Consider the following 13,269-nt stretch of genomic DNA (forward strand, 5'->3'; position numbering starts at 1 on the left):
TTATTAGGAAAGTTAACAAATTATTAAGAGTTTTGCGATACTAATTCAAAATATTTAAAAATGAAACTAAAGTTCAATGGATTCTTAGTGCTTTTATTAGTACTAGTGGCGCAACTAACTTTTGCGCAAGAAAGAGCTGTTTCAGGAATTGTTACTGATAATGCAGGTATGCCTTTGCCAGGTGTAAGTGTATTAGTGAAAGGAACAAAATCCGGAACGCAAACTGATTTTGATGGTAAATACTCTATCAAAGCATCAACAAGCCAAATTTTGGTATTTAGCTACATCGGGATGAAAACTCAAGAAGTAGCTGCAAGTTCATCAAGCGTTAATGTAAAATTAGCAGGAGATGCACAAGAACTTGAAGGTGTTGTAGTAACAACAGCTTTAGGTGTTAAAAGAGAGAAAAAATCTCTTGGTTATGCAACTCAGGAATTAAAAGGAGGAGATTTAAAATCTGGAACTTCAAGTGGAAACTTCTTAAATGAACTTTCTGGTAAAGTTGCAGGTGTTAACGTTAGAAGAAACACTAACTTTGGTGGATCTACAAGTGCTATCTCTCGTGGTGTTAAAGCTATCAACCAAAGTAATGAGATGCTTATCGTTATTGATGGTATGCCAATTAACAATGCAAACAATACTAATGACGGTACTACATCTCAATCTAGAGGAGCTCAAGGTTATGACTACGGAAATAATGGTATGGATATTAACCCAGAAGATATCGAAAGTGTGAACGTATTGAAAGGTGCTGCTGCATCTGCATTATACGGATACTTAGCTGGTAACGGGGTATTAATGATTACTACTAAAAAAGGTAGAGCTAAAAAAGGTCTTGGAATCACTGTTTCTTCTGAAGTAGTTTCTGGTTCACCAGACAAAGATACTTTCGTTAAATACCAAAAACAATATGGTGGTGGTTACGGAGGTTCTTTCGGAGAGCAAGATATTGATGGTGATGGAGTAGCTGATTTAGTAGTTGCTATGGGAGACGATGCTTCTGTAGGAGATGCTTTTGACCCAAGTTTAAATGTTTACCAATGGGATGCTTTTTCAAACTATCCTGGAAACAATAACTATGGAAAACAAACTCCATGGACAGGTGCTAAAAACGATCCAAACGCATTCTTTAAAAATTCTTTATCATTAGTAAATAGTATCTCTTTTGAAGATGCTAACGAAAAAACTAATTTAGTTTTCAACTATTCAAATACTAATCAAACTGGTATTTTACCAAATAGTGAATTAAAGAAAAACAACTTCAGTTTAAAATTAAACCACCAATTTACTGACAGATTATCTCTTAGTACTTTTGCTAACTTCTCTAATCAGGCTACTACAGGTAGAAACATGACTGGATATAGCGACAACTTAGTATCTGGTTTCCGTCAATGGTGGCAAACAAACGTAGACTTGAAACAATTAGAGCAAGCGTACAATGCTTCAGGTGGACAAAACATTACTTGGAACAGACTTTCTGCTGCTAATGGTTTCCCTGCATACTGGAACAACCCATATTTTGACCGTTACAAAAACTATCAAAATGATAGCAGAAACCGTTTCGTAGGTTATGCTAACTTTACTTATAAAATTGCTGAATGGGTTTCTGCAACTGCAAAAATCTCTACAGATTCATATTCTGAAATTCGTGAAGAAAGATTAGCTGTTGGTTCAGTTGGTAAAACTTTCGGTATTAACGCATTCAATGAAACTTCAGGTTACCAACGTTACAACGGTAACTATTCTGAGCAAAACTATGATTTGTTATTGAACTTCAAAAAGAACTTCGGTGAAAACTGGAACTTAACTGGAGTTGCCGGTGGAACTATAAGAAGAAACTATTTCAATCAAATTACTGCTTCAACTGAAGGAGGACTTATCATTCCAGGACTTTATAGCTTAGACAACTCTGTTTCTGCAAGTCCTTACCCTTATGAAAGAGAAACTAAAACTGGAGTAAACAGTTATTTCGTTTCTGCTTCTGTTGGATTTATGGATCAATTTTTCGTTGATGCTACATCAAGAAGAGATGCTTTCTCTCAATTACCAGAAGGAAACAACTCATTATTCAGTAACTCTGTTTCAGGTAGCTGGGTTTTCACTAAAAACATTAACGCTAGCTGGTTAACATTTGGTAAATTAAGAGGAGGTTACTCTGAAAGTCCACTTGGAACTCCAACATTGGCTTTAGTTGATACATATGAAAAAATCAACTCTTTCAATGGACAACAACAATACTCTGTAAACATTACAAAAAACAATCCAGACTTAGAGCCAATTAAAACTAAAACACAAGAGATTGGTCTTGAAATGCAGTTCTTAAATAAAAGAGTTGGATTTGACGTGAGTTTATACAAAAACGTGAATGATGGTGAGGCTATCCCTGTACCTTATTCTACAGCTACAGGTAACTCAACTCGTTACGTAAATGCTGCTACAATTGAAAACAAAGGTATCGAGGTTCAATTTAATGCTACTCCAATTAAAACAAATAACTTTGCTTGGGACATTACTGTTAACTGGTCTAAAAATGACAACACTGTGACTGCATTAGCTGATGGTGTATCTAACTTACAAGTTGGTGGTTCTTACCCTGGAGGTGTTACATTGAATGCTGTAGTTGGACAACCTTTTGGAATCTTAAAAGGAACAGATTACACTTACACTGCTGATGGTCAAAAAATCATCAACCCTGCAACTGGAAGATATGTAATCAACACATCTACAAACAACATTATTGGAGATATCAACCCAGATTGGATTGGTGGTCTTCGTAACAAATTCACATACAAAAGTCTTTCTTTCAGTTTCTTAATTGATATGAAAAAAGGAGGAGATATTTTCTCTACTGACCAATGGTACGGTGTAGGAACAGGTTTATCTGAGTCTACTGTAGGTAACAATGATTTAGGTCTTCCTAAAAGAAATAGTTTAGCTGATGGTGGTGGTGTAATCCTTCCTGGTGTTTACGCTGATGGAACTCCAAACACTACTAGAACTGCTTATTCTTCTGGTGGAGCAATTGTAAATAGTTATTCTGGCGGACCAAGAAGTCAATACGTTTATGATGCTGGTTTTATTAAATTAAGAGAAGTACAAATTACTTATACTTTACCATCTTCATTAGTACAAAAAATAAAATTAGTTGATGCAAAAATCTCACTTGTTGGATCTAACTTATGGATAATCGACAAAGATCTTCCAGAAGCTGACCCGGAAAGTGGATTAGGATCTAACATTGGATCTTCAGGTTTATCTATCGGATCTTTACCAACCACTAGAAACATTGGTTGCAACTTAACAATAAAATTCTAAGCTATGAAAAATAGACTTCTTATATTAATACCGCTTTTATCTTTGTTTGCATCATGTACTGATGACATTACAGGATTAAACACGGACACAAAACGTCCAACTTACACCGAAGCTAATTACCTATTTACTAATGCAGAACATGCAATGGTAGACCAGGTAACAAGTACTTCTGTTAACTTTAATGTTTTCAGATTACTTGCTCAACAATGGACTGAAGTTCAGTACCCTCAAGAAAGTCAATATGATCTTACAGGACGTACTATTCCTGATGCTCACTGGACAACATATTACCGTGATGTTTTAAGAGATTACAAAGAGGCAAAAAGCATTTTAGTTGATCAACAAGCTGGTGCTACACCAAAAGATTTAGCTGTTATCAACAATAAAATTGCCATCATTGATATCTTAACTGCATATTCATATGGTATTTTAGTTGATACTTTTGGAGATGTTCCTTACACTGAAGCTTTAGATATTGTTGCTTTTCCTCAACCTAAGTATGATGATGCTCAAACAATCTATAAAGATCTTATTGCTAAATTAACTGCTGCATCAAATGCATTAGATACTGACGCAGGTAGCTTTGGTGATGCTGATTTAATTTACCACGGAGATGCTGCATCATGGGCAAGATTTGCTAATTCATTACGTTTAAGAATGGCAATCAATATGGACGACGTTGATCATGCATATGCTACTACAGAAGCTGCAGCTGCAGTTGCTGATGGTTTAATTTCTTCAAGTGCACAAGGGACTTATATGACTTACGCTGCTACTCAACCAAATGCTAACCCATTATATGTTGATTTAGTTGCATCTGGACGTTTTGACTTTTTGCCTGCTGATACATTTGTAAACAGATTAAATGCTCTTAGTGATCCTAGAAGACCTAAATTTTTCACTGAATTTAACGGAACATACAAAGGTGGAGTTTATGGTGCATTAAATGTTTATGACAATTATTCTCACCTAACTCCTACTATACAAGATCCAACTTATCCTGGAGTATTATTTACTTATTCAGAAGTTGAGTTTTTATTAGCGGAGGCTGTTGAAAGAGGATTAGTTTCCGGAGATGCTTCAACTCATTACTATGCTGCTATTACAGCATCTATGCAAGATTGGGGTGTAGCTGCTGCTGATATTTCTGCTTATTTAGGAACACCTGATGTAACTTACAGTAGTGCTACATGGAAACAAAAAATTGGAGAACAATCTTGGATTGCTTTTTTCAATAGAGGCTTTGAAGCATGGACTAATTACAGAAGACTGGATTACCCTGCTTTACAGGTACCAGAAATAACCTATGGTGATATCACTTCTGTTCCAAAACGTTATTCATATCCTAACAGAGAACAAACGCTTAATGCTGCTAGTTTAGAAGCTGCAGTAACCAAATTGGGCGACAATGAAATTACTACAAAAGTTTTCTGGGATAAATTCTAATACTTAATAATACAAACATGAAAAAATATATAAAACAAATTGCTACCTTCGCATTAATTGCAGCTTTGGCATCTTGTTCATCAGATGATGATATAGATTACACATCTGTAGGAGGTAATGCAGTACCACAGGCATCAATTAGCCGCTTGGACACAAATTTTGATTTACCAATTACTGTCTATACAAAAGAAGGCGTAACGGCTACCAAAATTGAGATTTATAAAAATGCCGCAGAAACAACTTCAGATCCAATTGTATTGGGAGCTAAGGTTTCTGACGCTACTATAGGAACTGATGGAACTGCTACATTCAACACTTCTACATTAGGCAGTTTTGATGTATTCCCGGTTACTTCTAATGGTACTACAACCCTAACAGGTAAAACTGGAACATTTCCATTAGTTGTTGTTTCAACTTATTCTGATGGATCAACTACAAGAGCAATATACACGCTTACAGTAGCAAAAGGAATTGTTTGGAAAGTCCTTAATGCTGCTGGCTTACCTAAAACAACTAGCTCAACAAGTGGAGTTTCTACTGTAAAATACAAAAATCCTGCAACAGTAAAAATCTACTATGCAACTGTTACAAATCCAGGAACTGTAGTAACTAGTGTAGTTGGTTCATGGTCTAAAAATAGTGCTACTGGTCCATTTACGCAGTTTGACAATGCAGTATTACCACTTTCAACAACTACCCAAACTATTGATATAGCTAACATCCCATATGCAACTTATGGAGGTTTAGTTGCAGGTGACAAAATTACTTACCGATTTGTTGTAACTGGTTCTGATGGACAACAAGATACAATTTCTACAACGGTTACATTTGCTGATCAAGTATTTGATGCTGAAAAATCTGGAACTCTTTCAAATTCTGATGAGACAAGTAAATTTAGTTTTGCAAGTGGATTAAATTATGATAGTGGTGATTCAAGTAAATCTGAAATTACTTTTGAAGAAGATTTTGGATTTGTAAAATCTAGAAATGATGTTAGAGTTCAATTCGTTAAATCTGCTTTAACTTATGAAACAGCAAATTTATTTGCGGCTGAAACTGAATTCAACGCTGCAACTGATGCTAATAAAGTATTAAGAGTATCAGATTTAAACACTAATGATGTTGTTTTATACAAAATCACTAGAAATGTTAATTTAGGAACTGTAGAAAAACCTAACTTTAAAGACGTAACATACTACGGATTAATAAAAGTTACTGATCACGTAGCTGGTACTACAAGTCAAAAATTATCATTCTCTTATAAAGAAGGAGTTTTATATCAAGCAACAGAAACAACACCTGTTTCACCACTAGTTGTTGTTACTCCTGCTCCGTAATTAAAAATATTCTCTAAGTAGAACTAAAACCACCAGCACACGCTGGTGGTTTTTTTTTATATAAACATTATACCTATATTTGCTTCATGGAAAAAGAACATCAAATATTTGGAATTAGAGCCATTATAGAAGCAATTCAGGCAGGAAAAGAAGTAGACAAAGTATTCATCCAAAAAGAAATTTCTGGAGAATTAATGAAAGATTTAATGAAAGTGATGAAACGCGCTAACATAAATTTCTCCTATGTTCCTGTAGAAAAATTAAACAGGTTAACTCCAAATAACCACCAAGGGGCCGTTGCAACAATCTCACCAATCGGTTTTATTGACTTAGAACACCTTGTAGAATCAACTATCGAATCTGGTGCAAAACCATTATTTTTAATATTAGATCAAATTTCTGATGCCCGTAATTTCGGTGCCATCATCAGAACAGCTGAATGTACTGGTGTAAATGGAATCATTGTTCAAAAAGCAGGTTCTGCTCCTGTAAACGGAGACACAGTTAAAACCTCTGCAGGCGCAGTTTTCAATGTTCCTATTTGTAAAGTTGAACATATTAAAGATGCCATATTCTATTTACAAGGTTCCGGAATCAAAACTATAGCTGCCACCGAAAAAACAGATCAAAACATTTATGATTTATCTTTGAATGAGCCCCTAGCAATTATTATGGGATCAGAAGACAGAGGTATAAATCCTTCTGTATTAAAAATTGTTGATGAAAAAGCAAAGCTACCAATGTTTGGCACAATTGGATCACTAAATGTATCTGTTGCTTGTGGAGCATTTTTATACGAAACTGTACGCCAAAGAAGTTAAAAATGATTTAGAATTTAAGATGCCAAAATAAATATTTAAACTATTACTTGATGTCTTCCAAATTTGCTCAGAACATATCAATCAAAAAACTTTGCTGCACAATTGCAACATTTTTGACCATGGGCATTGGTTACTCTCAAACAAAAACTTATGGCCAGTCCTGGAACGAAATTCAATTCAACAGAACTATAAATGCCAAATGGTCTACTGAAATAAACTTAGGAAGCTCATATAGCAGTACAGAAACATCATCTAATATTTTTCAAAATAACATTCAACGATCTTTTAGAGGATGGGGACATTATTACCTGTCTCCACGTTGGAAACTTTCAACATTTTTGGCTTATTACGACAACAAAGATGTACCGGAAATAGGGCAATTTAAATCTCCTGAATGGAGATTTGCTCTACAAGGAATATACTATTTCCATAAAACAGGATATACTTTAAGCACAAGAACGAGAATAGAACTTCGTCATATGAAAAATGGAGATGACGATTTTGAAAATGTTCTAAGATACCGCCAACAAATAAAATATATTCAGCCAATCAATAGTAAAGTCCTTCGTGAAGGTGTTATTTATGCTGTTGCTTCTGACGAGCTATTCTTTAAATCTGAAACCAAAGTCACAGGTCTTAGTTTTTTTGATCGCAATAGACTTATTTTAGGTGCGGGATATTTATTTACAGATGATATACAAGTAGAATTAGCTTACGCCAATGAATATCTCCCGAGAGACAATGAAAACCAGATTGTAAATGCGGCGTCACTAACGCTTACTTTTAATAATCTTTTTAAAAATCTAAATAAAAAATTATTACATAAAAACGAATCCAATTCAAATGAAGAGTAGCATTACTTCTCCTCTTCTTTCTTCAGGAAGCAATTCAATTGTTCTATTATAGCATCTTTATGTAATTTAAATTTATAGCTTCTAACAAATTCTGTTCCTTCCATATTAATTTCTGCGACCAAAGCCTCCAGCTTAGAAAAAGCCTCTATATCTTTGTCATCAATTAAATATAAAACCTGCATTACTGAATCATTTTGCCTGTATTGCGTATCATAATGTGTAACTTTATAAGGCTTATTATCTGCAAGATGAATAATGAGATCTTCTTTTATTTTTTTACCTTCTTTTTTAGGAGGAAAAGGTGTCGGTTGCAATGCAATAAAATAATGCTCTTTATCAGTTACGATATTAATTTTTAATGATTTTGATTTGGTAAAATAGAATACTGCTGGCTCAAAATAATATACCATTGTTCCATCAGCCAATACCCTATTTTTAACATCGCACTGCGCTATCATTTTTGAACTAACCAGAACGACTAAAAAAACTATTGCAAAATTTATCTTTTTCATAATCTGGCAAATAAAATTAAAAATCATTTTAACAAAAATAATCATTTAATTTAAACCAGACATTTCTATTTAATTTTTATCACTTGACTCTGTTCTAGTTACGGTATAATTAACTAAAACATCTGAATTAAAATAGGTAGAAATAATTTCAGATTCTTCTTCAATCATTTCAGTATTAACAAAATTTCCATTTTCATCAAAATGTTTCATGAAAGGATCATCTTCCGGGTTAAAATCCGGTTTTTGCCAATCATAAACAATCGGCTTAGCATATTCTGGGGCTTTATAAAATAATGTCAGTACAAAGCCTGTAATAAAACCACCTAAGTGCCCCTCCCATGATATAGACGCATCAACATCCGGGAAAACATACCAAATCATTCCACCATAAAGCAATACTACTGCAAAAGAAAGAGCAACTAATCTGTAATATTTTGTTTGGATTCCCTTAAAAAAAATAAAAGTGACCAAAACATAAATTAATCCGCTGGCTCCAATATGATAATTGGTTCGACCAATAATCCAGGTAATCAAACCTGAAAACAAAATTCCATAAGCAATTACTGGAAAAGATTGTTTTGGATAAAAAAACTGCAAAGCTGCAAGTAATACAAAAAGAGGAATTGAGTTATTATATAAATGCCCTAAGTTTTCATGGATAAAAGGACTAAATAAAATACCTTGTAAACCTGAAACATCACGGGGATAAATTCCGTACTGATAAAAATCAAAATCAAACCGAATCTGGATCCAATAAATAACCCATAAGAAAAGCACAAACAAAACAGGTAATCCAATAACGGCAGTAGAAAAGTTAAAATGATTGTCTTTCATATATCCAACAATTAGTTTTATGTTGTAACATCAAAAAACTATCCAAATACAATTTACTGATAATTTGTCAGCTAGCCTTTGTTATGATTTGTAACCCTTTAAAATCATTAAATTTAAATTGAAAATAGTAATTTTACAAAATGGAAGCACCTTTAGCAGAGCGTATTCGCCCACAGAAATTAGAAGATTATATTAGTCAGAGTCATTTGGTTGGACCAAACGGATCATTGACGCAGCAAATTTCAAAAGGAATTATTCCCTCCTTAATATTTTGGGGACCACCCGGAACAGGAAAAACTACCCTCGCGCAGATTATCGCTCAGGAATCAAAACGGCCGTTTTATATTTTGAGCGCAATAAATTCTGGCGTAAAAGACATTCGCGATGTAATCGAAAAAGCAAAACAAAGCGGTGGACTATTTACTGCTAAAAATCCTATTTTATTTATCGATGAGATTCACAGATTTAGTAAATCTCAACAAGATTCACTTTTGGCAGCAGTCGAAAAAGGCTGGATCACCCTTATCGGTGCTACCACAGAAAACCCCAGTTTTGAAGTAATTCCCGCATTATTATCCCGTTGCCAGGTTTATATTCTAAATGCTTTTACAAAACAAGATTTAGAAGCACTATTGCATCGTGCTATGAAAACGGATGTAGAATTAGCCTCAAAAAACATCGTTCTAAAAGAAACCGAAGCCCTGCTTCGTCTTTCTGGTGGTGATGGTCGCAAACTATTAAATATCTTCGAACTTGTAGTTAATGCTACTGCAAGCGATGAAATTATTATAACAAATGATCGTGTTTTTGAATTGGTACAGCAAAATACCGTTTTGTATGACAAAACCGGAGAGCAGCACTATGACATTGTTTCTGCATTTATAAAATCAATTCGCGGAAGCGACCCCAATGGAGCAGTATATTGGCTAGCACGAATGATTGAAGGCGGCGAGGATGTCAAATTTATCGCCAGAAGAATGCTTATTTTATCGAGCGAAGATATTGGAAATGCAAATCCGACCGCTTTTATAATGGCAAATAATACTTTTCAGGCTGTTTCTACTATTGGATACCCAGAAAGCCGAATTATATTAAGCCAATGCGCAATTTACCTTGCAACTTCTCCAAAAAGTAATGCTTCATACATGGCAATTGGAAATGCACAACAGTTAGTAAAACAAACAGGAGATTTACCTGTTCCTATTCACTTACGCAATGCACCAACAAAATTAATGAAGGAATTAGGATATGGCGAAGATTATAAATACTCACACGATTATGCCAATAATTTTGCCGAACAGGAATTTTTGCCAGATGCTATAAAAGAAACGGTTCTTTACAATCCGGGAAGCAATTCAAGAGAGAATAGCAACCGCGAATTTTTAAAGAACCGTTGGAAAGATAAATATGGATATTAAACCAAATTTATTATTTAAAATTTAACTGAAACTTTTTCAGAAACCAATTTGTCATTTTGATAATATTCAAAATACCATTGATTATCCTTTGCATTTAATGTTCCCTGAACCCCATCTTTTATGGCAATAAAAGAATCTGGTCTGGAAGTTTTTAGCAGCTTCATAATCACTTTTGGTGTTTTATCAATTAATTGATAACCATTTTCTGTTGGTTGTGCATAAAGCAAATTTGGATCAGAAGTGTCTGCGACAGGAGTTGTTGCAACAGCTACAGTTTCAACTGGAACCGAAGCTACCGCCGGAGTTACCTTAGAAGAACTTGTAATTGTTTTACCGCTGTATTTATAATGTAATTTATTTACAGATAAAAAAGCCTGGTCGAGACTTTCTTTGTAAGCTACTTCATATTCTTTCTCCTTGCTTTTCCCAATTTCAGAAGTATAGATTACTTTTCCGTAACAATCCTTAAACTCTAAGTAAAGCTTGGTTACTAAAAAACCACTGTCTTTTTTGACATCAATATATAAAAGCTGACAGCGATCACCGTATTCCGCAGGAACATCCTCGTTTGTATAATAAGCAGGAAAACCCGCTTTAAGCAAATTAGACTTAGTCATTGTTGACAATCTATATTGATTTTCTGTTCTAAGGAAATCGTATTTCAATGGCACAATTACGGCTTTATAATCGTTAACTGATTGCGAAAATCCAACAACAGAAATTAAAAGAGTAACCAGCAAAAATTTAATTTTCATAGTTATAAATATTTTTTTAGTTCTAATAAATGATTTACTTGTTTAATATTTTGGGGAGCTTCTATTTTTTTATCATTAAAAAAAATAGCATCAAGCCCCGCATTTAGTGCTCCGTTAACATCTGCGTCTAGACAGTCACCAATCATAATACAATTTTCTTTTGAAGCCTGAGCCACATTAACTGCATAATCAAAGATAATACTATTTGGCTTTTTAACGCCAGCTAATTCTGAATTTGTAATTGTCATGAAATAGCCTGATAATAACGCATTATTGATTTTTTTATCCTGAACATTTGCAAAACCATTTGTAATGATGTGCAATTTGTATTTAGGTTTTAAGTATTCCAAAAGCTCAATTGCTCCGTCAAATAAATGATTGTTATCTGTAAGGGTCTCAATATAATCATTGGCAATTTGATCAATATCACTATCTGATATTTCAATATTTAAGGCATCAAAAGAATATTTCAATCTATTATAACGCAATTCCTGATGCGTAATTTTATCATGTTGATACAATTTCCAGCACGCCTGATTTATAGGCATATACTTTTCGATAAAATCCGCGATTTTTACATTTGAAAATCGCTCTTTAAAAATTCGATCAAAAGCTAATTCAGAATTCTTATCAAAATCCCAAAGCGTGTGATCTAAATCGAAAAAAATGTCGGTTATATGCGTATTCATAATTCAAAAGATTCCTTCATCTACAAAACTATAATATTTTGTTTCAGTAATAATCAAATGGTCTAAAACTTTAACATCTAAACTATCACCTGCTAATTTTAATTTCATTGTAATTTCTTTATCAGCATCACTCGGATTAAGATTTCCAGAGGGATGATTATGGCACAAAATCAAGCCTGTAGCACCACTTTCAAGTGCTAACTTAAACACCAATCGTACATCTACAATAGTTCCTGTAATTCCTCCTTTGCTTAATTGTGATTTTGAAATTACCTTATTCGAATTATTCAGAAAAAGCACCCAGAATTCTTCATGAGGAAGTTCACCAATGATGGGCTGCATGATTTCAAAAACGACTTTACTTGATGTTATCTTATTTTTGAATTGTAATGCATCTTCACTCCTTTGCCTCCTTCCTAATTCTAAAGCCGAAACAATAGTAATTGCTTTTGCCTCTCCTATTCCTTTAAAATTCATTAATTGAGAGATTGACATTTTTCCCAACATATTAAGATTATCTACACTTGCTAAAATTCTTTTACTTAATGAAACGGCAGACTCATTTCGGCTTCCAGAACCAATCAAAATGGCAATTAATTCAGCATTGCTTAAAGCTTCTTTACCTTTAAGCATTAATTTTTCACGCGGACGATCATCTTCTGACCAATTTGTAATTGGAAAATGAGTTGCTTCCATAAGACTAAATTATGGTTTTACTCATGCAAATACTATTCGTTAAACCTATGTAAGGTTCGTAGTTATCTACTATCTCAAATCCTACTTTTTGATACAAATTAATAGCTTCAATTTGTTTATATAAAGTTTCTAAAATCATGATTTCAAAACCCTGATTTCTTGCCTCAACTTCTAACTCTCTAATTATCATTTGCGCTAACCCCAAACCTCTGGCTTTCGGCGAAACAAACATTCTTTTTAATTCGACTGCATTTTTATTATACTTTTTAAAACAGCCACAAGCAACAGGCTCATCATCCAAATAAATAATAAAAACATTAGAATTAAATTCAATTATATTATTTCCCCAATATTCTTTCTTTAACTCCGGATAACGTTCCCACAAAAAAGTATCGAATGTTTCAATCAAAAATAAAAAATCAGGATTCTCGCTAGTTGTTTTTACAACTTTTATAGTTGGATTCATTTATAAAATCTTAATTGGCTAATATATGAAAAATAAGAAAAATCACTCAACAAAGTTTAAAGAAATAAAAAAAGAGAAATCATAGCTTTGCATTGCAGCGATTTCTCTTTTAATTAAGTTTATTTC

Annotated in this window: 12 protein-coding genes; 6 read left to right on the forward strand and 6 right to left on the reverse strand. The window is 33.7% G+C overall.

The features are described 5' to 3' along the window. The first annotated feature begins 60 nt into the window (after positions 1-60). The 5 genes from SD960_RS04465 to SD960_RS04485 all read left to right on the forward strand — a co-directional run bounded on the left by SD960_RS04465 (position 61) and on the right by SD960_RS04485 (position 7,773). Positions 61-3,315 (forward strand): SusC/RagA family TonB-linked outer membrane protein, encoded by a 3,255-nt coding sequence (locus SD960_RS04465; RefSeq protein ID WP_318801149.1) that lies wholly within the window; start codon positions 61-63, stop codon positions 3,313-3,315. A 3-nt stretch (positions 3,316-3,318) separates the two neighbouring features. After that, positions 3,319-4,761 carry a SusD/RagB family nutrient-binding outer membrane lipoprotein gene (locus SD960_RS04470; protein ID WP_318801150.1) on the forward strand — a complete coding sequence of 481 codons (1,443 nt, stop codon included), beginning with the start codon at positions 3,319-3,321 and terminating at the stop codon, positions 4,759-4,761. A gap of 17 nt (positions 4,762-4,778) precedes the next feature. Next, complete coding sequence (locus SD960_RS04475) at positions 4,779-6,098, forward strand: hypothetical protein (RefSeq protein ID WP_318801151.1); 1,320 nt, start codon at positions 4,779-4,781, stop codon at positions 6,096-6,098. 86 nt (positions 6,099-6,184) lie between these two features. Beyond that, entirely contained in the window at positions 6,185-6,919 is a 735-nt protein-coding gene (gene rlmB, locus SD960_RS04480; protein WP_042565870.1) for a 23S rRNA (guanosine(2251)-2'-O)-methyltransferase RlmB, read from the forward strand. Between the two features lie 50 nt (positions 6,920-6,969). Beyond that, on the forward strand, positions 6,970-7,773 hold the full coding sequence (locus SD960_RS04485) for a DUF2490 domain-containing protein (protein ID WP_318801152.1): 804 nt from the start codon (positions 6,970-6,972) through the stop codon (positions 7,771-7,773). 2 nt (positions 7,774-7,775) lie between these two features. On the opposite strand, the gene SD960_RS04490 is transcribed toward SD960_RS04485, so the two are convergent. Further along, positions 7,776-8,285, reverse strand: coding sequence for a hypothetical protein (locus tag SD960_RS04490; protein WP_318801153.1), 510 nt, complete (start codon positions 8,283-8,285; stop codon positions 7,776-7,778). A 69-nt stretch (positions 8,286-8,354) separates the two neighbouring features. After that, positions 8,355-9,119, reverse strand: coding sequence for a rhomboid family intramembrane serine protease (locus SD960_RS04495; protein WP_318801154.1), 765 nt, complete (start codon positions 9,117-9,119; stop codon positions 8,355-8,357). Positions 9,120-9,259: 140 nt separating this feature from the next. Between SD960_RS04495 and SD960_RS04500 the strand changes: the two genes are divergently transcribed. Then, positions 9,260-10,537 (forward strand): replication-associated recombination protein A, encoded by a 1,278-nt coding sequence (locus SD960_RS04500; protein WP_318801155.1) that lies wholly within the window; start codon positions 9,260-9,262, stop codon positions 10,535-10,537. Between the two features lie 14 nt (positions 10,538-10,551). Here the strand turns inward: SD960_RS04500 and SD960_RS04505 are convergent, their stop codons facing one another. Genes SD960_RS04505 through SD960_RS04520 form a run of 4 tightly spaced genes read right to left on the reverse strand, consistent with a single transcriptional unit; the run spans position 10,552 to position 13,143 of the window. Further along, the gene (locus tag SD960_RS04505) at positions 10,552-11,292 is read right to left on the reverse strand and encodes a hypothetical protein (RefSeq protein WP_318801156.1); all 741 of its coding nucleotides are present in this window, start codon (positions 11,290-11,292) and stop codon (positions 10,552-10,554) included. Between the two features lie 2 nt (positions 11,293-11,294). Further along, a complete protein-coding gene (locus SD960_RS04510) occupies positions 11,295-11,981 on the reverse strand; it encodes a YjjG family noncanonical pyrimidine nucleotidase (protein ID WP_318801157.1) in 687 nt (228 codons plus the stop codon). Between the two features lie 3 nt (positions 11,982-11,984). Next, entirely contained in the window at positions 11,985-12,677 is a 693-nt protein-coding gene (gene radC, locus SD960_RS04515; RefSeq protein ID WP_318801158.1) for a RadC family protein, read from the reverse strand. A gap of 4 nt (positions 12,678-12,681) precedes the next feature. Beyond that, positions 12,682-13,143 carry a GNAT family N-acetyltransferase gene (locus tag SD960_RS04520; RefSeq protein WP_318801159.1) on the reverse strand — a complete coding sequence of 154 codons (462 nt, stop codon included), beginning with the start codon at positions 13,141-13,143 and terminating at the stop codon, positions 12,682-12,684. Positions 13,144-13,269: the final 126 nt, after the last annotated feature.

Origin of the sequence: Flavobacterium sp. MMLR14_040 (assembly GCF_033657265.1) — a bacterium.
Classification (GTDB): Bacteria; Bacteroidota; Bacteroidia; order Flavobacteriales; family Flavobacteriaceae; genus Flavobacterium.